Origin of the sequence: Modestobacter sp. VKM Ac-2978, from assembly GCF_026968025.1 — a bacterium.
Classification (GTDB): domain Bacteria; phylum Actinomycetota; class Actinomycetes; order Mycobacteriales; family Geodermatophilaceae; genus Modestobacter.
On record NZ_JAPVBP010000001.1, the window covers coordinates 690,572 to 715,509 of the forward strand.

Here is a 24,938-nt window from a genome sequence, read left to right on the forward strand (position 1 = left end):
GCGGGGTGCGGCGTGGCTCACACCGGGTGTGGCACGCTCGCGCCGTGCCGCGCCGCAGACTCCTCGCCGTCCTGCTCGTGGGTGCCGCCGGGGTGGGGAGCCTGGCCGGGTGCCGCACCGACCCGGACGTCGCCGCCTACGTCGGTGACGAGCAGGTGACCGTCGCCGAGCTGGACGAGGCGGTCGACACCCGGCTCGCCGACCCCGACATCGCCGCGTACGCCGCCGGGAACGAGGTGGGCTACACCCGCCAGGTGCTGAGCCTGCGGGTGGGCGAGGAGCTCCACGACGAGGTGGCCCGGCGCTGGGGTGTCGAGGTGTCCGACGCCGACGTGCGGGCGCGGATCGTCGAGCTGCTCGGCGGCGCCGACCCGGAGGTGGTCTTCACCCAGGTGGCCCAGCAGCAGGGCGCCAGCGAGGCCGACGTGGTGGAGAACGTCCGCCAGCAGCTGGTCCGCCAGCGCGCCGCGGTCGCCGCCGGGCTGGTCGAGCCCTCCGAGGCGGCGCTGCGCGAGCGCTACGAGCAGGCGGCCCCCGGCCTCGCGCAGGTCGAGCTCGGTCTGGTGACGGTCCCCGACCAGGCCACCGCCGATGCCGTGCTGACCCAGCTGACCACCGACCCGGCCGGCTACCCGGCCGTCGCCGCCCGGTACGCCGGGCCGAACACGCTGCCGCAGATCGAGCCCCGGGCACCGGCCGACCTGCCCGCGGTGCTGGCCGAGCCGATCGCGGCCACGCCCCCCGGCCAGGGCTTCACCCTGGCGCTGCCGGAGGTCGGCGGGGTGGTGGTCGGCTTCGTCAGCGACGTCGTCGTCCCGACGTTCGAGCAGCTGCGCCCGCAGCTCGCCGACCAGGCCGCGGCCGAGGCGGCCGAGGCCGGCGCCGCGCTGGTGGCCCGGGTGCGGGACGACCTCGACCTGGTGGTCAACCCGCGCTTCGGCACGCTGGAGGGCGGGCAGGTGGTCGCCGCGGACGGCGGCGTGGTGCAGCTCCTCGAGGACGCCGGTGAGGACGCCGCCGGGCTTGCCGGAGACTGACCGGGTGCCCGTCGCGCTCCTCGTCACCGTCAGCCCCCGCCTGCCCGGACTGCTCGCTGCCGCCGGCTGGCGGGCGGTCACCACCGCCCCGGCCGTGCTCGCGCTGCCCGGCGCCGCCGCCACCGCCGCGGCGCTGCGGACGGAGGGGATCGCGGTGACCGACGTCCCCGACCCGGCCTCGGCCGCCGCGGCGGGCCCCGGCGCCGTCCTGCTGGCCATCCCCGAGGAGGTCGCCGGCTGGGAGGGCGTCCCGCGGGTCGAGGGTGCGCCGGAGCCGCCCGGCGCGCGGCTGCTGGACGTCGTCGGCGTGATGGACCGGCTGCGCTCGCCCGGCGGCTGCCCCTGGGACGCCGAGCAGACCCACGCCACGCTCCGCGGCTACCTGCTGGAGGAGGCGCACGAGGCCTACGACGCGATCGTCGACGACGACCCCGTGGCGATGCGGGAGGAGCTGGGTGACGTGCTGCTCCAGGTCGCCTTCCACGCCCGGGTCGCCGCCGAGGCCGAGCCCGGCCGGCGGTTCGACGTCGACGACGTGGCCGGTGACCTGGTCGACAAGCTGGTCCGCCGGCACCCGCACGTGTTCGCCGACGCCGGTCCGCGGGACGTCGCCGCCGTGGAGCGTGGCTGGGACGAGATCAAGGCGACCGAGAAGCAGCGCCGCTCGCCGACCGAGGGGGTGTCCCGCTCCCAGCCGGCCAGCTCGTGGGGGGCCGCCCTGGCCGGGCGGGCCGCGCGGGCCGGGCTGCCCACCCCGCCGGCCGCCGAGCTGACCGCCGCCGACCCGGCCGAGCTGGGGGAGCAGCTGCTCGGGCTGGTCGTCGCCGCCCGGCAGCGGGGGTGGGACGCCGAGGACGCGCTGCGCACCGCCGTCCGCCGCTACGCCGAGGAGCTCGACGCCGCCGCGCACGCCCGCGCCGACGGCTGACCTGCCCCGTCCGGGTCATCGCCGGACACCGGTGCCCGTCCCGGCCCCTAGCGTGGACGGCGACCGGCCGAGGAGGTGCCCGGTCGACCGCCCCGCCCACGAAGGAGTTCCCGCCGCGTGCCGCTGACACCCCCGCCCCCGTTCGCCGCCGCCGACGTCGTCTCCGCGGCGCTGCCCCGGAGCACCTGGCTGCTGCTGCTGGTGGTCGCCGGCGCCGCGCTGGTGGCCTGGCTGGTCGCCGTCGCCATCGGCGCGCTGGTGCGCCGCTTCGCCGGGCCCTCGCCGGTCGCGGCCGACCTGTCCCGGCGGGGGCGCCGGCCGCTGCGGGTGCTCCTCGTGCTGCTCGCGGTCACGCTGGTGCTGGACGCCGCGCCGGGGGTGGGCGACTGGCGCGACGTCGTCGTCCGGGTCCTCGGGCTGGTCCTGATCGGGGTGGTGGCCTGGCTCATCGCGGTCGCCGTGTTCGTCGTCGAGGACCTGGCGCTGGCCCGCTACGACGTCGACGTCGACGACAACCGGCACGCCCGGCGGGTGCGCACCCAGGTCACGCTGATCCGCCGGCTGACCGTGGCGGTGATCGCGGTGCTGGCGATCGCCGGCATGCTGCTGACCTTCCCCGCGGCCCGGGCGGCCGGCACCAGCATCCTGGCCAGCGCCGGGGTGCTGTCGGTGGTGGCCGGGCTCGCCGCGCAGACCTCGCTGGCCAACGTGTTCGCCGGGATGCAGCTGGCGTTCACCGACGCCATCCGGGTCGACGACGTCGTCGTGGTCGAGGGCGAGTGGGGCCGGATCGAGGAGATCACGCTGACCTACGTCGTGGTGCACGTCTGGGACGACCGGCGGCTGGTGCTGCCCTCCACCCACTTCACCACGACGCCCTTCCAGAACTGGACCCGCAAGGAGTCCGCCGTCCTCGGGTCGGTCGAGCTGGACGTCGACTGGACGGCGCCCCTGGACGAGATGCGCGCCGAGCTCGACCGGCTCGTGGTGGGCAACGAGCTGTGGGACGAGCGGGTCGTGGTGCTGCAGGTGACCGACGCCGTCGGCGCCGTGGTGCGGGTCCGGGTGCTGGTCAGCGCGAAGGACGGCCCGACCCTGTTCGACCTGCGCTGCCACGTGCGGGAGGGCCTGGTCGGGTGGCTGCAGCGCGAGCACCCGACCGCGCTGCCCAAGGTGCGCAACGAGGGCGTCGCCGGCCCGGACGTCGCGCCGCCGCGCCGACCGGCCGCGGGCGACGGCGGCGTGCGGGCGCCCGGCGCGCAGGCCGGCCTGTTCACCGGGAGCGAGCAGGCGCGGGAACGCTCCCGGGCCTTCACCGGGCCCAGCGAGGCGGAGCTGGCCGAGCGGGCCCGGCTCGACGAGGAGTCCCGGGAGCAGCCGCTCGCCTGAGGGTCAGCCCTGACGGGTGGCCTGCGGGTCCGAGCCGAGCAGCTGGGGCACCCAGAACAGCACCGCGGCCGACAGCGCGGTCGCCACGGCGAAGCCCGCAGCGCCGCTGCTGTCGACGTAGGCCCACAGCAGCCCCAGCACCGGGGCGAGGAAGGGCAGGACGCCGTCCGCCCGGGCCTGCCGGGCCATCCCCAGCTCGACGGCGTCGGGGACGACGGGCGCCTGCCGCATCTCCCCGCGCGGTTCCTGGCTGCGCAGCCGACCCGAGGGCCACACCTCCGTGCCGTCGAGCACCGGCAGCACCAGCCGGCCGCGGGCCGGGTCACCGCGCACCTCGATCCGGGTGGCCGGGGACAGCCGGTCCAGCTCCGGTGCCCAGTGGACGGGCAGCCAGCGCCGCCCGGCCGGCGTCTCCAGCTCCAGCCAGCTGCGCACCAGCAGACCGAGGTTCACCACGACGTGGGTGGCGGTCACCGCGGTGGCGGGCCGCGACCGCAGCCGCGGCCGGGTGAGCAGGCGGGCGAGGGTCAGCGCGGCGGCGGCGAGCAGCACCAGCACGACGACGACCAGGCCGAAGACGACGTCCCCGACCGCGGCGTGCGCGGCGTCCCCGTCGGTGTGGACCCGGACCGGGTCGCTCGCGGGGGCAGCCGAGGGGTACTGCACCGTCAGCTCGGCGCCGACCGGCACGTCGAGCGGCTCGTCCAGCTCCAGGGTGCCGCTGCGATCCCGGCCGGAGTCGTCGCGGAAGGTGACGTCCAGCCCACGGCCCTCGGGCGCGGTGCCGGCCGCGGTGACCGTCGCGGTCGCGGTGCGGTCGGCGGCGGCCAGCGGCGCCTGCACGTCGGACAGCCGCAGCGCCAGCGCGACCAGCACGACGACCCCGACCAGCAGCACCGGGGCCAGCCCGAGGAGGAGCTGCCGGACGGCGCGCCGGTGCCGGCGGAGCGGGGTCGGGGGAGTCATCGCCGGCCATCGTCCCAGGCGTCCGCCGGCGGTCTGCCCGGCTGCTCCCGGCGCGGGTGTGCCGCACAGCCCCGGGAGCTGGCTAGGCTGCAGCCCGTGGCCAGCATCGATGCAGTAGGCGCGCGGGAGATCCTCGACTCGCGCGGAAACCCCACCGTCGAGGTCGAGGTGGCACTCGACGACGGGACGATCACCCGGGCAGCCGTGCCCAGCGGCGCCTCGACCGGCGCCTTCGAGGCGGTGGAGCTCCGGGACGGCGGGACCCGCTACGGCGGCAAGGGCGTGACCCAGGCCGTCGACGGCGTCCTGGACGTGATCGGCCCGGAGCTCGTCGGGTACGACGCCGCCGAGCAGCGGATGGTCGACCAGCGGCTGATCGACCTCGACGGCACGCCCGACAAGTCCCGGCTCGGCGCCAACGCGATCCTCGGCGTCTCCCTCGCCGTCGCCAAGGCCGCTGCGGAGTCCGCCGGCCTGCCGCTGTTCCGCTACGTCGGCGGCCCCTCGGCGCACCTGCTCCCCGTGCCGATGATGAACATCCTCAACGGTGGCGCCCACGCCGACAGCAACGTCGACGTGCAGGAGTTCATGATCGCCCCGATCGGCGCGGCGACCTTCGCCGAGGCGCTGCAGGTCGGCACCGAGACCTACCACGCCCTCAAGTCGGTGCTGAAGAAGCGCGGCCTGGCCACCGGCCTGGGTGACGAGGGCGGGTTCGCCCCGTCGCTGCCCAGCAACCGGGACGCCCTGGACCTGATCGTCGAGGCCGTGCAGGCCGCCGGCTACACCGTCGGCACCGACATCGCCTTCGCCCTGGACGTCGCCGCGACCGAGTTCCACAGCGACGCCGGCTACGCATTCGAGGGGAAGACCCTCAGCTCCGACGACCTGATCGAGTACTACCGCGGGCTGGTCGACGCCTACCCGATCGTCTCCATCGAGGACCCGCTGTCGGAGGAGGACTGGGACGGCTGGGTGTCGATGACCCAGGCGCTCGGCGACCGCGTGCAGATCGTCGGCGACGACCTGTTCGTCACCAACCCGACCCGGCTCGCCGACGGCATCGCCCGGGGTGCGGCGAACGCGCTGCTGGTGAAGGTCAACCAGATCGGCACGCTCACCGAGACCCTGGACGCGGTCAACATGGCCCACCGGGGCGGCTACCGGTCGATGATGAGCCACCGCTCGGGCGAGACCGAGGACACCACGATCGCCGACCTCGCCGTCGCCACCGACTGCGGGCAGATCAAGACCGGTGCCCCGGCCCGCAGCGAGCGCGTGGCCAAGTACAACCAGCTGCTCCGGATCGAGGAGGAGCTGGACGACGCCGCGCGCTACGCCGGCGCCGCCGCGTTCCCGCGCCTGGCCGCCCGCAGCTGAGCCCGGGCACTCCGTGAGCACCGCCCGCACCCGCCGCGCCCGGCCCGGTGGCACCCGCCGCCGGAGCTCGTCGCGGCCGGTGCGGGCCGGTGCCCGCGGCGCGGCCGACAACCGGCCGGGCCGCCGCACCACCCGGCGACCGGCCCGCAGCACCACCCCCCGGCGCGGTCCGCGGTTCACCGGCCGGGCCGTGCTGCTGGGCGCGCTGGTGCTGCTGCTGGCGCTGACCCTGGCCGGGCCGCTGCGCCAGTACGTGGCCGGACGGGCGGAGCTCGCCGAGCTGGCCGCCGAGCAGCAGGCGCTCGACCAGCGCGCCGCCGACCTGCAGGCCCAGCTGGATCGCCAGGCCGACCCGGCCTACATCGCCCAGCAGGCCCGGGAGCGGCTCACCATGGTGCTGCCCGGCGACCGGCTGGTCGTCGTCGGGGACGCAGGCGACCCCGGGGACACCGCCCAGGACCCGGCCGGCAGCACCGCCCGGAACGCGCCCGTGCCCTGGTACGAGGGGCTGCTCGGCTCGATCGCCGCAGCCGACGGCCACCCCTCGGAGACCGATCCGGGCCCTCCCGCAGACTAGGGACGTGCACAGTCCCGACCCTGCGCCGGTCTCGCCGCCGGTCACCGACGCCGAGCGCGCCGTCATCGCCCGCCAGCTGGGCCGTCCGCCACGTGCGCTGGTCGGCGTCGCGCACCGCTGTCCCTGCGGCCAGCCCGACGTCGTGGAGACCGCGCCCCGGCTGGAGGACGGCACCCCGTTCCCCACGCTCTACTACCTGACCTGCCCGCGGGCGACCGCGGCCGCCAGCCGGTTGGAGTCGGCCGGCCGGATGCGGGACTGGCAGGCGGAGCTGGCCACCGACCCGGAGCTCGCGGCGGGCTACCGGGCGGCGCACGAGTCCTTCCTGGCCACCCGGGACTCCCGGGACGTGCTGCCCACCCGGGCCAGCGCCGGGGGCATGCCCGACCGGGTCAAGTGCCTGCACGCCCTGGCCGGCCATGCCCTGGCCGCCGGACCCGGGGTGAACCCGGTCGGCGACCGTGCGGTCGCGGAGATGGGGGAGTGGTGGGCAGCGGGGCCGTGCGCCCAGCCGTCCCCGCAGGACCCGGAGGACGTCCGATGACCCGGGTCGCCGCCATCGACTGCGGCACCAACTCGATCCGGCTGCTGGTCGCCGACGTGCCCGTCGAGGGCGCGCACACCGACCTGCTCCGCCGGATGGAGGTCGTGCGGCTCGGCCAGGGGGTGGACGCGACCGGCCGGTTGGCGCCCGAGGCGATCGAGCGCACCCGGGTGGTGCTCGCCGAGTACGCCGCCCAGGCGCGTGAGCTGGGTGCCGAGCGGGTGCGGATGGTGGCCACCAGCGCCAGCCGGGACGCCGCCAACCGCGACGAGTTCGAGGCGATGGTGACCGCGACCCTGGGTCAGCTGCCCGACGTGGTGACCGGGCTGGAGGAGGCCGAGCTCTCCTTCCTCGGCGCCACCGCCTCGCTGGCCGCCGCCGCACGGGTGCACGGTGCCGCGGCGCCGTGGCCGCCGTACCTGGTCGTCGACATCGGGGGCGGTTCGACGGAGTTCGTGCTCGGGGACGTCGGCGGGGTGCGGGCCGCGCGGTCGGTGGACGTGGGGTGCGTCCGGCTCACCGAGCGGCACCTGCGCAGCGACCCGCCGCCCCCGGATGAGGTGCAGGCCGCGGAGGCCGACGTGCGGGCGGCCCTGGAGATGGTCGCCGCCGAGGTGCCGGTGGGGGAGACCGCCACCCTCGTCGGGCTGGCCGGTTCGGTGACCACGGTGGCCGCCCTGGCGCTCGGCCTGCCGGCCTACGACCCGGTCGCCATCCACGGGTCACGGATCCCGGTGGGCGCCGTCCGCTCGGTGTCGGCCGGTCTGCTGACCGCGACCCGGGCGCGGCGGGCGGCCTACCCCGTGATGCACCCGGGCAGGGTCGACGTGATCGGCGCCGGCGCCCTGGTGCTGCGGGTGGTCATGGACGCGTTCGACCTCGACGAGGTGGTCGTCAGCGAGCACGACATCCTCGACGGCATCGCCCTCCGCCTCGCGCGGCCCTGACGCCGCCTGCGGCGTCAGGGCCGTGAGGCCCCTCTGCAGGGGCCCGCGCCGAGCTTGCGAGGCGTGGGGGGCAGAGGGGTCCTTCCTCAGGCCGCGCTGTCGGAGTTGATGCCCGGCGGCAGGCTGCCGGTGATCTTCTCGTAGACGGTGGCGGCGCCGGCGGCAGCGACCAGCCGGCCGGCGGCGTACAGGGCGCCGGAGATGGCGGCCCAGGCCAGCGCGTCGGGCCAGCTCACCCCGGCGGCCACCGGGTTCTTCGGCGGCGGGTAGCCGCGCACCTTCTCCCAGGTCGTGTCCGCGAGCTTCTTGACCACGATGCCAGCGGGGATGGCCATCGCCGGGCCGAGCAGCTTGTACAGCAACGGGGTCTTCACCTTCTGCTTCTTCGCCACCCCCCGATCATGCCGTGGGGGCGGCTCCGGCGCCCTTCGCGGCCTCGTGCTGTGCTGTCGGGGTGGCACGTGACGCCGACGGCTTCCCCGTCACCCGCAGTCCGGCCGGCGTCGTCCGCGCCGCCGCCGGCAGCCACGAGCTGACGGTCCTGGACGAACGGGTCTCCGGCTGCCGGGCCTGTCCGCGGCTGGTGACCTGGCGCGAGGAGGTGGCCCGGGTGAAGCGGGCGTCCTTCCGCTCGGAGGAGTACTGGGGACGTCCGGTGCCGGGGATGGGGCCCGCCGATGCGCGGATCGGCGTCGTCGGCCTGGCCCCCGCCGCGCACGGCGGGAACCGCACCGGCCGGGTGTTCACCGGCGACCGCAGCGGCGACTGGATCTTCGCCGCGCTGTGGCGGGCCGGGCTGGCCAACCAGCCGACCTCGGTGGCCAAGGACGACGGGCTGGAGCTGACCGACGTCCGGGTGTGCGCCGCGGTGCGGTGCGCGCCACCGGCCAACGCGCCCACGCCGGAGGAGCGGGACACCTGCTCGCCGTGGCTGGCTCGGGAGCTGGCGCTGTTGCCCCGGCTGCGGGTGATCGTGGTGCTCGGCGGGTTCGGCTGGACGGCGCTGTGGCCGGTGCTGGCCGGCGCCGGCGTGCCGCTGCCCCGGCCGCGGCCGGCCTTCGGGCACGGCGTGGAGGTGTCGCTCGCCGGCCCGAACGGCCCGCTGACCCTGCTCGGCAGCTACCACGTCAGCCAGCAGAACACCTTCACCGGCCGGCTCACCGAGCCGATGCTGGACGCGGTGCTGGACCGGGCGAAGGAACTCGCCGCCGCGGGGTGAGCCGGCGGCAGGTGTCCGCCGGGGCGCGTGCGGGCCTACGGTGAGTCCATGGCCCAGCGACCGGTGATCCTGATCGTGGGCGGCGGCTACGTCGGCCTCTACACCGCCCTGCGTTTGCAGAAGAAGCTGCGTCGCGGGCGGGCGGAGATCATCGTGGTCGACCCGCAACCGCACATGACGTACCAGCCGTTCCTGCCCGAGGCGGCGGCCGGCTCGGTGGAGCCCCGGCACGTCGTCGTCCCGCTGCGGCGCACGCTGGACCAGTGCCGCGTCATCACCGGCGCAGTGGCCGGGCTCAGCCACGCCGACCGGACCGCGACGGTGACGCCGGCCGAGGGCGACTCCTTCGAGCTGCGCTACGACGTGCTGGTGATGGCCGCCGGCTCGGTGGCCCGCACCCTCCCCATCCCCGGGCTCGCCGAGCACGGCATCGGCTTCAAGAACGTCGGCGAGGCCATCTACCTGCGCAACCACGTGCTGGCCCGGCTGGACGCCGCGAGCTCCACCGACGACCCGCAGGTGCGCCGGCGGGCGCTGACCTTCACCTTCGTCGGCGGGGGCTACGCCGGGATCGAGGCGTTCGCCGAGCTGGAGGACATGGCCCGCTACGCCCTGGAGCGCTACTACCCCCGGCTGTCCCCGGCGGACATGCGCTGGGTCCTGGTGGAGGCGACCGGCCGGATCCTGCCCGAGGTCGACGCGGACATGGGTGCCTGGACGGTGCAGCAGCTGCAGGCCCGTGGCATGGAGGTCAAGCTCAACACCACGCTGGACTCCGTCTCTGACGACGGCATCGTGCGCACCGGCGACGGCGACGAGTTCGCCAGCGACACCCTGGTCTGGACGGCGGGCACCAAGCCGCACCCGATGCTCGCCCAGACCGACCTGCCGCTGGACGAGCGCGGCCGGGTCCGCTGCCGGGCCACGCTGCAGGTCGAGGGCCCCGAGGGTGCGGCTCTGGACGGCGCGTGGGCCGCCGGTGACCTGGCCGCCGTCCCGGACCTGACCAAGGACGACCCCGGCGCCACCACCGCCCCGAACGCCCAGCACGCGGTGCGGCAGGCCAAGCGGCTGGCCGACAACATCGTGGCCGTGCTGGACGGCGAGCAGCCCACGGAGTACCGGCACGCCTACGCAGGGTCGGTGGCGAGCCTCGGGCTGCACAAGGGCGTCGCCCAGGTCTACGGGGTCAAGCTCAAGGGCCGGCCGGCCTGGTGGATGCACCGCGCCTACCACGTCAGCCGGGTGCCCACCCTGAACCGCAAGGTGCGGGTGGTCGCCGACTGGGCGCTCGCCTCGGTGTTCCGGCGCGAGGTCATCGCGCTGGGCCAGCTGCAGAACCCGCGGCGGGAGTTCGTCGCCGCGGCCACCGGCGGCCAGGCCCCGTCGATCCCGCCGCCCAGCGCGGCCGACCGGGACCAGTCGGGCCCCCGCGCCAGCTAGGGTCCGGGGCGGGCCACGAGCCCGCGCGCCCCCGTAGCCCAATCGGCAGAGGCAGGCCCCTTAAAAGGGTCCCGGTGTCGGTTCGAACCCGACCGGGGGCACCCGTCCGGGTGGTCCCGGGCACACGGGAACTACCGGCACTGACCTGGCGTTACACCAGACAGCGTGGGGCGGACAAGTTGAGCCCCACGGCCCGACCAGTCACCTCGAGGAGATGACGATGCCCAGCAGCAACCCGGCCTTCCGGGGCCTCCCGGCAGCCGGCAACGGCCCGTCCGCCGGCTGGGGCTCCGCCCCGCAGCAGACGTACGGCGGGGCACCCACCCAGCACGACCCGTACGCCGCTCCGTCGCCGTACGCCGCGACCGACCGCGCCTACATGACGATGGACGACGTCGTCACCAAGACCGGCCTCAGCTTCCTGGTGACGGTGCTCTCCGCCGCCGTCACCTGGGCCGTGCTGCCGGACAGCCTGGCCCTGGGGCTGGCCTTGCCGGCCATCCTGGTCGCCTTGGTGCTGGGCCTGGTGATCGCGTTCAAGCAGGTCGCCAACCCGGTCGCGACGCTGACGTACGGCGCTCTCTACGGCGTCGCGCTCGGCGCGATCAGCGAGATGTTCAACGACCAGTACAGCGGCATCGTGGCGCAGGCGCTGATCGGCACCTTCGGTGTCTTCGCCGGGATGCTGGTGGTCTACAAGACCGGCGCCATCCGGGTCACCCCGAAGCTCACCCGCTGGATCGTGGGCGCGCTCTTCGGCGTCCTGGCGCTCGTGATCGTCAACCTGGTCGCCAGCTTCTTCATCCCGGGCGGCCTGGGCCTGCGCGACGGTGGCCCGCTGGCCATCATCTTCAGCATCGTCGTCATCGGTGTCGCGGCGTTCACGCTGCTGCTGGACTTCGACATGGCCGACGAGGCGATCCGTCGCGGGGTCGAGCCGAAGTTCGCCTGGTACATCGCCTTCGGCCTGCTCGTCACGGTCATCTGGCTGTACATCGAGATCCTGCGGCTGCTGAGCTACTTCCGCGAGTGATCGCAGGGCCCCGTCCCGGGGTCTGACACACGACGACCGTGGCCCGGTCCCCGCGAGGGGGCGGGGCCACGGTCGTCTGTGCGCGCGGCCCCGGCGGCCGGTCGGCCGCCGGGGCGCGACGTCAGGAGAGGCGCTCGAGCACCATCGCCATGCCCTGCCCGCCGCCGACGCACATCGTCTCCAGGCCGAACTGGCCGTCGCGGGCGCGCAGCCCGTTGAGCAGCGTGCCGGTGATCCGGGCGCCGGTCATGCCGAACGGGTGCCCGACGGCGATCGCGCCACCGTGCACGTTCAGCTTGTCGATGTCGATGCCCAGGTCGCGGTAGCTGGGGATGACCTGCGCCGCGAACGCCTCGTTGATCTCCACCAGGTCCATGTCCGAGATGGACATGCCCGCCCGGGCCAGCGCCTGCTCCGAGGCCGCGACCGGGCCGTAGCCCATGATCTCCGGCGACAGCCCGGTGACGCCGGTGGAGACGATCCGGGCCAGCGGGGTGATGCCCAGGTCCTGCGCCTTGCGGTCGCTCATGATCACCAGGGCCGCCGCACCGTCGTTGAGCGGGCAGGCGTTGCCCGCGGTCACCCGGCCGTCGGGCCGGAAGACCGGCTTGAGGCCGGCGAGCCCCTCGAGGGTGGTGCCGGCGCGCGGGCCGTCGTCCTTGCTGACCACGGTGCCGTCCGGCGTGGTGACCGGGGTGATCTCCCGCTCCCAGAAGCCGTTGGCGATCGCCTGCTCGGCCAGGTTCTGGCTGCGCACGGCGAACTCGTCCATCTCCTGGCGCGAGACGTCCTTGAGCAGCGCGAGGTTCTCCGCGGTCTGGCCCATGGCGATGTAGGCGTTGGGGAGCTCGCCGTCCTCGCGCGGGTCCTGCCAGCTCTCCGCGCCGCTCTCGGCGGTCTTGGCGACCCGGGCCTCGGCGTCGGCGAAGCGCGGGTTGTGGGTGTCCGGGATGGCGTCGGAGTTGCCCTTGGTGAAGCGGGACACCAGCTCGACGCCGGCGGAGATGAACACGTCGCCCTCGCCGGCCTTGATGGCATGCAGCGCCATCCGGGTGGTCTGCAGCGACGAGGAGCAGTACCGGGTGATCGTCGTCCCGGGCAGGTGGTCCATCCCCATCAGGACGGCGACGACCCGGCCCATGTTGAAGCCCTGCTCACCGCCGGGCAGGCCACAGCCCAGCATCAGGTCGTCGATGTCGGTCGGGTCCAGCTGCGGCACCTGGTCCAGCGCGGCCCGGGTGATCGTCGCGGCCAGGTCGTCCGGACGGAGGTCCTTGAGCGACCCCTTGAACGCGCGGCCGATGGGGGAGCGGGCGGCGGCGACGATGACGGCTTCGGGCATGGGTCCTCCACGATGAGGCGCGCCACCTCGCGGGCGGCGACGGACGTCAGATGTCCCGAACCTACCCCCGGGTAGCTCCGCCGTCCGTCGGCGGCGGGGGGCTCACCGCGGTGCGGCCTCGAGCGCGGACTCGTCGGCCTGCTCGGGCGTCGGGATCTCCGGGGGCTGCCGTCGACGGAGCCGGGCCCACGGGCCCCGGGGACCGGTCTCGTTCCCCCGGACGGCGGTCGGCTGCACCTCGGTGCCGGTGCGGCCGGCGGCCCGGGCCGCGGCCTGGGCGACCGGGCGGACGGTGTCCCGGCGCAGCCGCAGCCCCCGGTCGGCTGCCGCGGGCCACACGCCGATCGAGTCGGCGATCGAGGGCAGCACCGAGGCGGCCGCCGCGGCGTACCCGGCCGCCGACGGGTGGAACTCGTCGTGGCTGAACAGCTCCCGGTCGCTGGCGAACGAGGGGCCGAGCACCGAGCCGAGGGAGACGGTGCGCCCGCCCTCGGCGACCACGGCGATCGTCTGCGCGGCGGCCAACTGGCGGCTCCAGCGCCGGGCCAGCACCCGCAGCGGCTGGGCGATCGGCCGGATGGTGCCGAGGTCGGGGCAGGTGCCGACGACGACTTGGCAGTCGGCGGCGATCAACCGGCGCACGGCCTCGGCCAGCGCCCGCACCGAGTCCGCGGGCCGGGCCCGACTGGTGACGTCGTTGGCGCCGATCATGATCAGGGCGACGGCGGGGCGTTCGAGCAGGGCCTGGTCCACCTGGGCGGCGAGGTCCTTGGACACGGCGCCGGACCGGGCGAACTTGGCCAGCCGGACCGGCCGCTCGGCCAGCTCGGCCAGCGCAGCAGCGACCAGCACACCAGGGGTCTCCCGGGCGTCGTCCACCCCGAGCCCCACGGCGCTGGAGTCGCCGAGCACCGCGAACACGAGCGGCTTGCCGCGGCCGCGGCCGTACACGCCGTTGCCGGTGGGAGGGTCGGCCTCGGACGGGTTCGCCTTGACCCGGCGTCGGGCGGCCCGGGCCTCCTGGCGCAACAGCGCCACCAGCGCGGCGCCGGCCAGCCCCACACCGCCACCGCCGTAGGCGGCGCCGGTCGCCAGCCGCCGCGCCCTGCTCGCTCGCGTCACCCGGCCCGTCCTCTCTCCTGGCTCCTCGGCCGCGTGCTGCGGTCGGGAGCGCTGAATCCCAGGCTAGCCACCCCCTACGGTGGCGCCGTGGACGAACGCACCCAGATCACCCCTGCTGGCGAGGACCCCGCCGACCGGCAGCAGCAGATCGTCGACGTCCTCGTCGACGCCTTCTCCGACCTCATGGCCGCCGATGCCGACGCCTTCCGCACCAAGTTCCGCAAGATGGCGGCGGACCCGTTCGCCTTCTACCGCGGGTCGGCATGTCTGTTCTACGCCGACATGGCGACGCTCACGGACCCGTGGTGTGACGAGCGGACGTCGCGGGTGTGGATCCAGGGTGACCTGCACGCGGAGAACTTCGGCACCTACATGGACGGGCAGGGGCGGATCGTCTTCGACGTCAACGACTTCGACGAGGCCTACCTCGGCCACGTCAGCTGGGACCTCCGCCGGTTCGCCGCCAGCTTCGCCCTCCTCGCCTGGCGCAAGGCGCTCGGCGACGACGTGATCGACGCCGTGCTGCGCCGGTACCTGGAGTCCTACCTGGACCAGGTGCACGCCTTCGTCGCCGCCGACGACGACCGCTCCTTCGCCCTCCGCCGGGAGAACACCGAGGGTGCGGTGCACGAGCTGGTGCTGGAGACCACCGAGCACACCCGGATCGCGCTGCTGGAGCGGATGACGGTGATCGAGGCGCACCAGCGCCGCTTTGCCGACCGTCCGCGCACCCGCCGGCTGGACGACGACGAGCGGGACCGCGTGCTGGCCGCCGTGGAGCGGTACCGGGAGACGCTGCCGCCCGGCAAGCGCCGCCGGGAGGTGACCTACGACGTGAAGGACGTCGTCGCCGCCGGTGGCTTCGGCATCGGCAGCGCCGGGTTGCCGGCCTACAACGTGCTGATCGAGGGGTACGACCAGGCGCTGGAGAACGACGTCGTCCTGTCGATGAAGCAGGGCAACGTGCCGGCGCCCAGCCGGGTGGTGACCGACCCGGAGATCCGCCGGCACTTCGAGCACGAAGGTCACCGGACGGCGATGAGCCAGCGGGCGCTGCAGTCCTACGCCTCGGCCTTCCTCGGGCACACCGAGATCGACGGCGTGGGCTTTGTGGTCGCCGAGCTCTCGCCCTACGAGCTCGACCTGGACTGGGACGACCTGACCGAGCCGGAGGAGATCCTGCCCGTGGTCGCCCAGCTGGGGCGGGCCACGGCCAAGATGCACTGCGTCGGGGACGCCGACAGCGACCACGAACTGGTCGACTTCCAGACCGAGGACGCGATCACCGAGATGATCGGCGACCGGCGCGAGGAGTTCATCGCCGACCTGATCGACTTCGCGCACTCCTACGCCGAGCGGACCCGCGCCGACCACCGGCTCTTCGTCAACGCCTTCCGGTCCGGTCAGATCCCCGGGGTCAGCTCCAGCGGGGCCCTCACGGTCACCTGATCGGCAGCTCGATCAGCATGCCCCGGTGCGCGCCCACCGGCCGCAGGTCGTACTCGTCGGTGACGATCTGGAAGCCCAGGCGCTCGTAGAAGCCGACGGCGGAGGCCCGGGCGTCGCACCAGACCAGCTGCCCGCCGCAGGCGGCGACCCGGGCCAGCCCCGCGGCCACCAGCGCCCGGCCGGCCCCGAGCCCCCGCACCCGCGGGTCGGTGGCCATGCCCCGCAGCTGCCAGGAGCCCTCGCCCTCCCGCCAGGGGCAGTCCCGCGGGTGGAAGCGGACCACGCCGACCACCTCGTCGCCGTCGATCCGGGCGGCCAGGTGCAGCGTGTACGGAGCGTCATCCTCGTCGATCCCGAGCGGTCGGCCCTGGCGCAGCTCCTGGGCACGCAGCGGGTAGGTCGTCGCCGCGTCGACCTGCTCGATGGTGATCGTCCCGGTCTCCGCCTCGATGGTCACCACAACAGTGTCCCCGATCCTGGCCCGGCGCGTCTCCGATCCCCGGTTCTTCACCGGATCCCCTGACCGGACGCGGTCCGCGCGCTCCCGCACCGGTGCAGAGGACAGCGCTGCTCACCTCATCTGGTCACTGTCCGTCACCGACCGCGTCGTCCGCGGCGTGTCCGGAGGTAGTCGGCGACGACGTACTCGCCCAGCCGCTCGCTGTCGGGCTGGAACACCCGGCCGCCGGCCCGCGCGGTGATGTCGTGCACGAACTCCACCAGCCCGGGCTCCGGGTCCAGGGCGAAGACGTTGAGCGTCGCGCCCGCGCGGGCCACCCGCTCCACCTCGGCCACCGTGCGGGCGATCGTCTCGGGCATCGGCGGCCAGCAGAAGTACGGCGTCCCGTCGTCCTCCAGGTGCGCGGTCGGCTCCCCGTCGGTCACCACGAGGACCACCGGCTCGGCGTCCCGGTGCCGGGCCAGGAAGCGGCGGGCCAGCATCAGCCCGTGCTGCAGGTTGGTGCCCTGCAGGGTGTCCACGCTCAGCTCGGCGAGGGTCTCCGGGCGGAGCACCTGGGCGGTGGAGGAGAAGCCGATGATCTCGATGGCGTCCTGCGGGAACTGGGTGGTCACCAGCGAGTGCAGGGCCATCGCGGTGGACTTGGCCGCGCCCCAGGTGCCGCGCAGCGCCATCGAGTACGAGAGGTCGACCAGCAGCGCCACCGCGGCCCCGGTGCGCCGTTCGGTCTCCACCACCTCGAAGTCCTCGACGGCGATCTGCACCCGGCGCTGGCCGTCCTCCCGGGGTGTGCCGGCGCTGCGCAGCACGGCGTTGCGCACCGTGCGGACGACGTCCAGCGGCTGCTCGTCGCCGAACCGCCACTCCCGCGAGGCGCCGGTCAGCTCCCCGGCGGCGCCGGCGTCGGCGACGTCGTGCTCGCCGCGCCCGGTGGCCGACAGCTTCGCGAACACCCGGCGCAGGGCCGTGGCGCCCAGCCGGCGCACCGCCTTGGGGGAGAGCTGCAGCGCCCCCTCCGAGCGGTCGAGCCAGCCCTGCCGCTCCAGTTCCCGCTCGAGCCGGCGCAGCGCGGCGAGGTCGTCGACGGCCGAGCGGCCCAGCGCCTGCTCCAGCAGCTCCTCGTCCACGTCGGCCAGGGAGGCGCCGGCGTAGCCCTGGGACAGCTGCTGGGACAGCGCCTCCAGGTCGGCCAGCTCGGCGACGGCGGTCGTCGCGTCGCCCAGCCCCAGCGGCTGGTCCCCGTCGGGCACCGGGCCGCGCTGGCCCCACGGCAGGTCCGGCCGGGCCTGCCGCAGCGCATCGGACAGGTGCGCCATCTCGCTCTGCAGCCCGAGGTCGCCCATCGCCTGGCCCATCAGGTCCTGCAGCTCGGCCCGCTGCTCGGCCGACAGCCCGGCCATCATCCGTTCCTGGGCGGCCGCGCGGCGGGCGAGAGAGTCGATCAGCTCCTCCACCGACTGCGGGTCGTCGGGGAAGAACTGCCCGTGCCGGTCCATGAAGTCGGCGAACTGCTGGTCGGTGTCCTCGCCGCGGTTGTGCGCGTCGACCAGCGCGGAGAGGTCGGCGACCATGTCCTTGACCGCCTGCATCGCGGCGCCGTCGCCGTCCTGCATCTGCTGCAGGGCCTGCTTCATCCCCTGGAACGAGCTGTCCAGCACCTCCTGCCGGAGCAGGTCCTCGATCTCCCGGTAGGCCTGGGCCGCCTCGGGGGAGCGCCAGGCGTGGTCCTTGAGCGCGCGGACGGCCCCGGCGGTGTCCTCCGGCAGCGCGTCGAGCTCGGCCTCGGCCAGCCGGGCCGCGTCGTCGGGGTCGGGGAACAGCGCGGTCCGCTCGGCCTCGACGGCCCGGTCCAGCAGCTCCCGGACCTGCTCCAGCGTGCCGTCCAGCCGGCCGGCCTCGCGGGCCTGGCGCAGCCGGTCCCGGACGGTGCGGCGCAGCTGGTCCAGGCCCCGCCGGCCGTCGACGCCGCGGCGCAGCAGGTCGCGCATCGCCTCCCGCACGCCGCTGCCGGCCAGCACCTGGTCGCCGATCTCGTCGACCGCGGACCCCACGTCGTAGGGCGGCGCCAGGGGGTCGGGCCCGCCCCGCCACTTGCCGTACCGGTACCCGCCGTGCCGTCGCTGCGGCATCTCAGGCTCCGTAGACCGTGCGCGAGCCGTCGGTGTCCTTGGCCAGCCGGCGGGTCAGCCACAGCCCCTCGAGCGCGAACTCGACGGCGGCGGCGGCCTGCTCGGCGGACTGCTCGCCCTCGGGCACCCCGAGCCGGCCGAGCAGCTGGGCCAGGTGCGGGATGGTGCCCAGCTGTCCGAGCAGGACGGCGGCCGGCACCAGGTCACCGGACTCCACGGTGTCCCCGCCGGTGAAGTGCTCCTGCAGACCGGTGAGGTCCAGGCCGCCGCAGCGGGCCCGGAAGGTCTGGGCGGTGGCCTGGCGCAGCAGGTGCTCGAGCACCTCCAGGTCACGGTCGTCGTCGGCGTCGCTGCCGGAGTCGGCGAACTCCACCTTCCCGCGGCTGGCCGGGACGATGCTGGGCAGGTCGACCACCCGCGCCACCGGCCGGCTCTCCCCGGCGACGGCGGCCCGGCGCACCGCGGAGGCGGCCACCGTCTCCAGCCCGGCGATGGCGAACCGGGCGCTGACCCCGGAGCGCTGGTCGACGTGGCTGGACTCGCGGACCAGCCGGGTGAACCGGGCGACGATCTCCACCAGGTGCTGCGGCACCAGCGGGGTGCCGAGCTCGCCGCTCCCGCCCAGCCAGGTGGTCTGCGCCTCCTGCTCCAGCAGTCGCACCTCGTCGGCGAGCTCGATCGGGTAGTGGGTGCGCACCTCGGCGCCGAACCGGTCCTTGAGCGGGGTGATGATCCGGCCGCGGTTGGTGTAGTCCTCGGGGTTGGCGCTGGCGACCAGCAGCAGGTCCAGCGGCAGCCGCACCCGGTACCCGCGGATCTGGATGTCCCGCTCCTCCAGCACGTTGAGCAGCGCGACCTGGATCCGCTCGGCCAGGTCGGGCAGCTCGTTGACGCTGAAGATGCCGCGGTTGGTGCGTGGGACGAGCCCGTAGTGGACCGTCTCCGGGTCGCCCAGGGTCCGGCCCTCGGCCACCTTGATCGGGTCGACGTCGCCGATCAGGTCGCCGACGCTGGTGTCGGGGGTGGCCAGCTTCTCGCCGAACCGCTCGCTGCGGTGCAGCCAGCCGACCGGGGTGGCGTCGCCGTGCTCGGCGACCTGCCGGTGCCCCCAGACGCTGATCGGCTGCAGCGGGTGCTCGTTGAGCTCGCTGCCGACCAGCACCGGGGTCCACTCGTCGAGCAGGCCGACCAGGGTGCGGATCAGCCGGGTCTTGCCCTGGCCGCGTTCACCGAGCAGCACCAGGTCGTGCCCGGCGATGAGCGCCCGCTCGACCTCGGGGACGACGGTGTCCTCGAAGCCGACGATGCCGGGCAGCGTGGGCTCACCGGCGGCCAGCCGGGCGAGGAGGTTCTGGCGGATCTCGGCCTTGACCGGCCGGGGGGCGGCCCCGCTGGCGCGGAGCTCGCCGAGAGTGGTGGGAGCGGGAGGGGTGGGGGACTGGGAGGTCCCCGTCAGTGCGGCGTCCGTCACCTCGACCACGGTACGACGGACCTGTGACACCCGGGTGTCCGTCGCACCGCGCATCCGCGGACTGCGAGGATCGGCGGCGTGTCCGTCCCCGGTGCAGTGCCCCTGGTCAGCGGTGCCGACGTCGAGTCGGCCGCGCGGTTGCTGGACGGCGTGGTGCGCCGGACGCCGCTGGAGCACTCCCGGGCGCTGGCGGAGCGGGTCGGCGGTCCCGCATGGCTCAAGTGCGAGAACCTGCAGCGCACCGGCTCGTTCAAGATCCGCGGCGCCTACACCCGGATCGCCCGGCTCAGCGACGCCGAGCGCGCCCGGGGCGTGGTCGCGGCCAGCGCCGGCAACCACGCCCAGGGCGTCGCGCTGGCCGCCCGCGAGCTCGGTGCGGCCGCGACCGTGTTCATGCCGGAGAGCGCCCCGCTGCCCAAGGTCGCCGCCACCCGCGGCTACGGCGCGGACGCGCGGCTCGGCGGGGAGACCCTCACCGAGGCGATCGTCTCGGCGGTGGAGTACGCCGACCGGACCGGCTCGGTGTTCATCCACCCCTTCGACCACCCCGACGTCATCGCCGGGCAGGGCACCGTGGGCCTGGAGGTGCTCGAGCAGTGCCCGGACGTGGCGACGGTGGTCGTCTGCACCGGCGGCGGCGGGCTGGTGTCCGGGATCGCCGCCGCGGTGAAGGCCCGCCGTCCCGACGTCCGGGTGGTCGCGGTCCAGGCGGCGACGGCGGCCGCCTTCCCCGCCTCGCTGGCCGCCGGCCGGCCGGTGCGGCTGACCAGCATGGCGACGATGGCCGACGGCATCGCCGTCGCCGCCCCCGGTGACCTCACCCTGGCGCACGTCACCGGCCTGGTCGACGACGTCGTGACGGTGAGCGAGGGCGACCTCTCCCGGGCGCTGCTGTTCTGCCTCGAGCGCGCCAAGCTGGTGGTCGAGCCGGCCGGGGTCGCCGCGGTCGCCGCGCTGCTGGCCGACCCCGCCGCGTTCGCCCCGCCGGTCGTGGCGGTCGTCTCCGGCGGCAACATCGACCCGGTGCTGATGATGAAGGTCGTCCAGCACGGCATGGCCGCCGCCGGGCGCTACCTGTCGCTGCGGGTGCAGGTGCCCGACCGGCCGGGCTCGCTCGCCGGGCTGCTCCGGGAGCTGGCCGGTCTGGCCGCCAACGTGCTCTCCGTCGAGCACGAGCGGTTGACGCCGCGCCTGGTGCTGGGCGAGGTGGAGGTCGGCGTGCACCTGGAGACCCGCGGCCCCGACCACGCCGAGCACGTGCTGGCCGCACTCTCCGCGGCCGGGTACGCCCCTCGCGTCGACTGACCGGCGCGGACCGATGACTTCTCCGGGCGGGGCGGGTCTGCACCCGGTGAGCCGTCGCACCGCGACGGCCGGACGGACCACGCGTCGTCGGAGGAGTTGTTCATGGAACGGACCCGTCGGGTGCCCGGAAAAGACAGTGAGAACTGTCGGTGGGCGGGCCTAGCGTGCGCGGCATGACCGATGCCGTCGTCGTCGAGGGGCTCGTGAAGCGCTTCGGGGAGAACACCGCGCTCGGTGGGGTGGACCTCACCGTGTCCGAGGGCACCGTCCTCGGGCTGCTGGGGCCCAACGGCGCCGGCAAGACCACCGTCGTCCGGATCCTGAGCACGCTGCTGCAGCCCGACGCGGGGCGGGCGGAGGTGGCCGGGCTCGACGTGCGCACCCAGGCCGACCAGGTGCGCGCCATGATCGGGTTGACCGGCCAGTACGCCGCGGTCGACGAGTACCTGACGGGTGCGGAGAACCTGGAGATGGTCGGGCGGCTCTACCGCCTGGGCAAGCGGGAGGCCAGGTCGCGCGCCGGCCAGCTGCTGGAGCGCTTCGACCTGTCCGACGCGGCCAACCGCCCGGCGAAGACGTACTCCGGCGGCATGCGCCGTCGGCTGGACATCGCCGCCTCCCTCATCGCCCGGCCCCGGGTGCTGTTCCTCGACGAGCCGACGACCGGGCTCGACCCGCGCAGCCGGCTGGGCATGTGGGAGTTCATCGCCGACCTGGTCAGCGACGGGACGACGATCCTGCTCACCACCCAGTACCTGGAGGAGGCCGACCGGCTGGCCGACCGGATGGTGGTCATCGACCGCGGCAAGGTGATCGCCCGGGGCACCGCCGACGAGCTGAAGGCCCAGGTGGGCGGCGAGCGGCTGGAGCTCACCGTGAGCACCGTCGAGCAGCTCGCGGTGGTGACCGACGCCCTGCGCCCGCTCTCCCACGGCGAGCTGCACGCCGACCGGCAGACCCGGCGGCTGTCGGTGCCGGTCACCGGCGGCACCGACACGCTGGCCGAGGCGCTGCGCCGGCTCGCCGGCACCAGCGCGCAGGTGCTCGACATCGGCCTGCGCCGGCCCGACCTGGACGACGTCTTCCTGACCCTCACCGGGCGCTCCGCCGAGGACGCCGACACCACCACCGACGCCGAGGACTCGGCCACCGTCAGCGCAGGAGCGCAGTCATGACCACCCTGGCCGAGACCGTCTCCGACAGCGTCGTCATCACCAAGCGGAACCTGATCAAGGTCAAGCGGGTCCCCGACCTGATCGTCTTCGCGACCCTGTCGCCGATCATGTTCGTGGTGCTGTTCCGCTACATCTTCGGCGGTGCCATCAACCTGCCGCCGGGCATCAGCTACGCCGAGTTCCTGCTGCCGGGGATCTTCGCCCAGACGGTGGTCTTCGGCTCCACCGTCACCGGGGCGAGCATCGCGGAGGACCTGCAGAAGGGGCTGATCGACCGGTTCCGGTCGCTGCCGATGTCGCGGTCGGCGGTGCTGATCGGCCGCACCGTCGCCGACCTGGGGCTCAACGTCATCTCGATCACGGTGATGGCGCTGACCGGGCTCGCCGTGGGCTGGCGGATCAACTCCTCGATCGGGGAGGCGATCGGCGGGTTCCTGGTGCTGCTGGTCTTCGCGTTCGCCATCTCCTGGCTGATGGCGCTGGTCGGCCTGCTGGTCCGCACCCCGGAGGTGGTCAACAACGCGAGCTTCATCGTGATCTTCCCGTTGACCTTCGCCTCCAACGCCTTCGTCCCGCTGGAGAGCTTCCCGGCGCCGCTGCGGGCCTTCGCCGAGTGGAACCCGGTCTCCACCGTCGTCCAGGCGGCCCGGGAGCTGTTCGGCAACGTCCCCGCCGGGGCCCCGGTCCCCGACGTCTGGTCGCTGCAGAACCCGGCGCTGTACACGGTGCTGTGGACCGTCGCGATCCTGGTGGTCTTCGTGCCGCTGGCGGTCCGGGCCTACCTGCGCACCGCCAGCCGCTGACGGAGGGGCTGCCTCGGGTCCGGTCGGCCGTCGGGTGACGGCCGGCCGGGCGTGGGGGTGAAGATGAGCGGGATGAGCACCACTGCACCGGCTCCCTCGCCGGACTCCGCGCCCCTGTCCGCGTCCAACCCGCTGGCCGCCCCGTCGGCGCTGCCCTACGAGCTGCCCCCGTTCGCCGACATCTCGCTGGAGCACTGCCGGGAGGCGCTGCTGGCCGGGATGGCCGAGCAGCGGGCCGAGGTCGCCGCCCTGCTGGCCGACCAGGCCGAGCCGACGTTCGAGAACACCGTCGTGGCCCTCGAGCGCTCCGGCCAGCTGCTCGGCCGGGCGGAGGCGGTGTTCTGGAACCTGTCCTCGTCGATGTCCAGCGACCGGTTGCGGGAGATCGAGCGGGAGGTCGCCCCGCTCTCGGCGGCGCACTCCGACGCGCTGCGCCTGGACCCGGCGCTGTTCGCCCGGATCGACGCGGTCCATGCCGGGCGGGACGACGCCGGCCTCGACGAGGAGGCGGTCCGCCTGGTCGAGCGCTACCACCTGGACTTCGTGCTCGCCGGGGCCGGGCTGGACGACGCCGGCCGGGAACAGCTCCGCGAGCTCAACCAGCGGCTGTCCGAGCTGTCCACGACCTTCGGGCAGAACCTGGTGGTGGCCACCGAGGCGGCGGCGGTGCTGGTCACCGACGAGGCCGAGCTGGACGGGTTGAGCCCGGCCGAGGTCCAGGCCGCCGCCGGTGCGGCCGCCGAGCGCGGTCACGAGGGCGGGTACCTGCTCACCCTGGTGCTGCCCAGCGGCCAGCCGGCCATGGCCAAGCTGCGCAACCGGGAGCTGCGCCGCCGGCTGCACGAGGCGTCGCTGACCCGGGCCTCGGCCGGGGAGCACGACAACGGCCCGATCGCGGTGGAGATGGCGCACCTGCGCGCGGTCCGGGCGCAGCTGCTGGGCTTCGACACCCACGCCGACCTGATCGCCGCCGACCAGACCGCCCGTACGTCGGCCGCCGTCGACGAGCTGCTCGGTGCGCTGGTGCCGCCGGCGATGGCCAACGCGAAGGCCGAGGCCGAGGTGCTCGCCGAGGTGGCCGCCGCCGACGGGGTCGAGCTGGCCGCCTGGGACTGGTCGTTCTACTCCGAGCGGGTGCGGGCCGAGCGCTACGCCGTCGACAGCGCCGCGCTACGGCCGTGGTTCGAGCTGGACCGGGTGCTGGTCGACGGGGTGTTCCGCGCCGCCGAGCTGCTCTACGGCCTCACCTTCACCCCACGTCCGGACCTGCAGGGCTACCACCCCGACGTCCGGGTCTGGGAGGTCTTCGCCGACGAGCAGCCGATCGGGCTCTACCTGGGTGACTTCTTCGCCCGGGAGGGCAAGCGCGGCGGGGCCTGGATGAGCTCGTTCGTCAGCCAGTCCGGCCTGCTGGACACCCGCCCGGTGGTGTTCAACTGCCTCAACGTCACCCGGGCCGCGGCCGGGCAGCCGACGCTGCTGACCCTGGACGAGGTGACGACGCTCTTCCACGAGTTCGGGCACGCGCTGCACGGGCTCTCCTCGGCGGTCACCTACCCGCGGTTCAGCGGTACCAGCGTGCCGCGCGACTTCGTGGAGTTCCCCAGCCAGGTCAACGAGATGTGGGCGCTGTGGCCGGAGGTGCTGGCGCACTACGCGAAGCACGTCGAGACCGGGGAGCCGCTGGCGCAGGAGACGGTCGACGCGCTCGAGGCCGCGGCCCTGTGGGGCGAGGGGTTCGCGACCGTCGAGTACCTGGGGGCCACGCTGCTCGACCAGGCCTGGCACCGGATCGGGCCGGACACCGAGGTCGCCGACGCGCAGGCCTTCGAGGCCCAGGCGCTGGCCGACGCCGGCGTCGCCTTCGACCTGGTGCCGCCGCGGTACCGGACGACGTACTTCCAGCACGTCTTCGCCGGCGGCTACTCGGCCGGCTACTACTCCTACATCTGGTCGGAGGTGCTGGACGCCGACACCGTGGAGTGGTTCAAGGAGAACGGTGGGCTGCGCCGGGAGAACGGCGACGTCTTCCGCGGTGAGCTGCTCTCCCGCGGTGGCTCGGTCGACCCGTTGGGCGCCTTCGCCGCCGTCCGCGGTCGGGCCGCCGACACCGGGCCGCTGCTGCGCCGCCGGGGGCTGACGCCCGTCGCCTGACCCCGACACGCAGAACGCCCCGCGGACGACGTCCGCGGGGCGTTCTGCGTGCTGACCGCCCGTGC

The 24,938-nt window shown here is 74.7% G+C and carries 22 protein-coding genes and 1 tRNA gene; 16 read left to right on the top strand and 7 right to left on the bottom strand.

Annotation, left to right across the window (positions count from 1 at the left end):
* The first annotated feature begins 44 nt into the window (after positions 1-44).
* The 3 genes from O2W53_RS03260 to O2W53_RS03270 all read left to right on the top strand — a co-directional run bounded on the left by O2W53_RS03260 (position 45) and on the right by O2W53_RS03270 (position 3,354).
* The gene (locus O2W53_RS03260) at positions 45-1,037 is read left to right on the top strand and encodes a SurA N-terminal domain-containing protein (RefSeq protein ID WP_269161600.1); all 993 of its coding nucleotides are present in this window, start codon (positions 45-47) and stop codon (positions 1,035-1,037) included.
* Between the two features lie 4 nt (positions 1,038-1,041).
* Entirely contained in the window at positions 1,042-1,965 is a 924-nt protein-coding gene (locus O2W53_RS03265; protein ID WP_269161601.1) for a MazG family protein, read from the top strand.
* Positions 1,966-2,082: 117 nt separating this feature from the next.
* The gene (locus O2W53_RS03270) at positions 2,083-3,354 is read left to right on the top strand and encodes a mechanosensitive ion channel family protein (protein ID WP_269161602.1); all 1,272 of its coding nucleotides are present in this window, start codon (positions 2,083-2,085) and stop codon (positions 3,352-3,354) included.
* 3 nt (positions 3,355-3,357) lie between these two features.
* Here O2W53_RS03270 and O2W53_RS03275 read toward each other — a convergent pair whose 3' ends face one another.
* On the bottom strand, positions 3,358-4,320 hold the full coding sequence (locus O2W53_RS03275; protein ID WP_269161603.1) for a hypothetical protein: 963 nt from the start codon (positions 4,318-4,320) through the stop codon (positions 3,358-3,360).
* Between the two features lie 96 nt (positions 4,321-4,416).
* On the opposite strand from O2W53_RS03275, the gene eno reads away from it, so the two are divergent.
* The 4 genes from eno to O2W53_RS03295 are packed head-to-tail and all read left to right on the top strand — an operon-like array spanning position 4,417 to position 7,768.
* Positions 4,417-5,700 (top strand): phosphopyruvate hydratase, encoded by a 1,284-nt coding sequence (eno, locus tag O2W53_RS03280; RefSeq protein ID WP_269161604.1) that lies wholly within the window; start codon positions 4,417-4,419, stop codon positions 5,698-5,700.
* Between the two features lie 13 nt (positions 5,701-5,713).
* On the top strand, positions 5,714-6,277 hold the full coding sequence (locus O2W53_RS03285; protein ID WP_269161605.1) for an FtsB family cell division protein: 564 nt from the start codon (positions 5,714-5,716) through the stop codon (positions 6,275-6,277).
* 4 nt (positions 6,278-6,281) lie between these two features.
* Positions 6,282-6,821, top strand: a complete 540-nt coding sequence (locus O2W53_RS03290) for a DUF501 domain-containing protein (RefSeq protein ID WP_036341059.1) — start codon at positions 6,282-6,284, stop codon at positions 6,819-6,821.
* Entirely contained in the window at positions 6,818-7,768 is a 951-nt protein-coding gene (locus tag O2W53_RS03295) for a Ppx/GppA phosphatase family protein (protein ID WP_269161606.1), read from the top strand. Before O2W53_RS03290 ends, O2W53_RS03295 begins: the two co-directional genes overlap by 4 nt.
* A gap of 86 nt (positions 7,769-7,854) precedes the next feature.
* Here O2W53_RS03295 and O2W53_RS03300 read toward each other — a convergent pair whose 3' ends face one another.
* Positions 7,855-8,160: a DUF4235 domain-containing protein gene (locus O2W53_RS03300; protein WP_269161607.1), complete on the bottom strand. Its 306-nt coding sequence runs from the start codon at positions 8,158-8,160 to the stop codon at positions 7,855-7,857.
* A gap of 62 nt (positions 8,161-8,222) precedes the next feature.
* On the opposite strand from O2W53_RS03300, the gene O2W53_RS03305 reads away from it, so the two are divergent.
* The 4 genes from O2W53_RS03305 to O2W53_RS03320 all read left to right on the top strand — a co-directional run bounded on the left by O2W53_RS03305 (position 8,223) and on the right by O2W53_RS03320 (position 11,463).
* Complete coding sequence (locus O2W53_RS03305; protein WP_269161608.1) at positions 8,223-8,987, top strand: uracil-DNA glycosylase; 765 nt, start codon at positions 8,223-8,225, stop codon at positions 8,985-8,987.
* A 48-nt stretch (positions 8,988-9,035) separates the two neighbouring features.
* A complete protein-coding gene (locus O2W53_RS03310; protein ID WP_269161609.1) occupies positions 9,036-10,430 on the top strand; it encodes an NAD(P)/FAD-dependent oxidoreductase in 1,395 nt (464 codons plus the stop codon).
* A gap of 27 nt (positions 10,431-10,457) precedes the next feature.
* Positions 10,458-10,531, top strand: a tRNA-Leu gene (locus tag O2W53_RS03315).
* Positions 10,532-10,650: 119 nt separating this feature from the next.
* Positions 10,651-11,463 (top strand): Bax inhibitor-1/YccA family protein, encoded by an 813-nt coding sequence (locus O2W53_RS03320; RefSeq protein ID WP_269161610.1) that lies wholly within the window; start codon positions 10,651-10,653, stop codon positions 11,461-11,463.
* A gap of 121 nt (positions 11,464-11,584) precedes the next feature.
* Here the strand turns inward: O2W53_RS03320 and O2W53_RS03325 are convergent, their stop codons facing one another.
* Both O2W53_RS03325 and O2W53_RS03330 read right to left on the bottom strand, forming a co-directional pair.
* A complete protein-coding gene (locus tag O2W53_RS03325) occupies positions 11,585-12,805 on the bottom strand; it encodes an acetyl-CoA C-acetyltransferase (RefSeq protein ID WP_269161611.1) in 1,221 nt (406 codons plus the stop codon).
* 102 nt (positions 12,806-12,907) lie between these two features.
* Positions 12,908-13,927: an SGNH/GDSL hydrolase family protein gene (locus tag O2W53_RS03330; protein WP_269161612.1), complete on the bottom strand. Its 1,020-nt coding sequence runs from the start codon at positions 13,925-13,927 to the stop codon at positions 12,908-12,910.
* A gap of 87 nt (positions 13,928-14,014) precedes the next feature.
* Between O2W53_RS03330 and O2W53_RS03335 the strand changes: the two genes are divergently transcribed.
* Positions 14,015-15,376 (top strand): DUF2252 domain-containing protein, encoded by a 1,362-nt coding sequence (locus O2W53_RS03335; protein WP_269161613.1) that lies wholly within the window; start codon positions 14,015-14,017, stop codon positions 15,374-15,376.
* Here O2W53_RS03335 and O2W53_RS03340 read toward each other — a convergent pair.
* The 3 genes from O2W53_RS03340 to O2W53_RS03350 all read right to left on the bottom strand — a co-directional run bounded on the left by O2W53_RS03340 (position 15,369) and on the right by O2W53_RS03350 (position 19,436).
* Positions 15,369-15,833, bottom strand: a complete 465-nt coding sequence (locus tag O2W53_RS03340) for a GNAT family N-acetyltransferase (RefSeq protein ID WP_269161614.1) — start codon at positions 15,831-15,833, stop codon at positions 15,369-15,371. The genes O2W53_RS03335 and O2W53_RS03340 overlap by 8 nt on opposite strands.
* 137 nt (positions 15,834-15,970) lie before the next feature.
* Complete coding sequence (locus O2W53_RS03345; RefSeq protein WP_269161615.1) at positions 15,971-17,965, bottom strand: VWA domain-containing protein; 1,995 nt, start codon at positions 17,963-17,965, stop codon at positions 15,971-15,973.
* Between the two features lies 1 nt (position 17,966).
* Positions 17,967-19,436 (bottom strand): sigma 54-interacting transcriptional regulator, encoded by a 1,470-nt coding sequence (locus O2W53_RS03350; protein ID WP_269161616.1) that lies wholly within the window; start codon positions 19,434-19,436, stop codon positions 17,967-17,969.
* Between the two features lie 78 nt (positions 19,437-19,514).
* On the opposite strand from O2W53_RS03350, the gene ilvA reads away from it, so the two are divergent.
* The 4 genes from ilvA to O2W53_RS03370 all read left to right on the top strand — a co-directional run bounded on the left by ilvA (position 19,515) and on the right by O2W53_RS03370 (position 24,873).
* Complete coding sequence (ilvA, locus tag O2W53_RS03355) at positions 19,515-20,741, top strand: threonine ammonia-lyase (RefSeq protein WP_269161617.1); 1,227 nt, start codon at positions 19,515-19,517, stop codon at positions 20,739-20,741.
* A gap of 173 nt (positions 20,742-20,914) precedes the next feature.
* Positions 20,915-21,916, top strand: coding sequence for an ATP-binding cassette domain-containing protein (locus O2W53_RS03360; RefSeq protein WP_269161618.1), 1,002 nt, complete (start codon positions 20,915-20,917; stop codon positions 21,914-21,916).
* Positions 21,913-22,719 carry an ABC transporter permease gene (locus tag O2W53_RS03365; RefSeq protein WP_269161619.1) on the top strand — a complete coding sequence of 269 codons (807 nt, stop codon included), beginning with the start codon at positions 21,913-21,915 and terminating at the stop codon, positions 22,717-22,719. Before O2W53_RS03360 ends, O2W53_RS03365 begins: the two co-directional genes overlap by 4 nt.
* A 72-nt stretch (positions 22,720-22,791) precedes the next feature.
* Positions 22,792-24,873: a M3 family metallopeptidase gene (locus O2W53_RS03370; RefSeq protein WP_269161620.1), complete on the top strand. Its 2,082-nt coding sequence runs from the start codon at positions 22,792-22,794 to the stop codon at positions 24,871-24,873.
* Positions 24,874-24,938 lie beyond the last annotated feature (65 nt).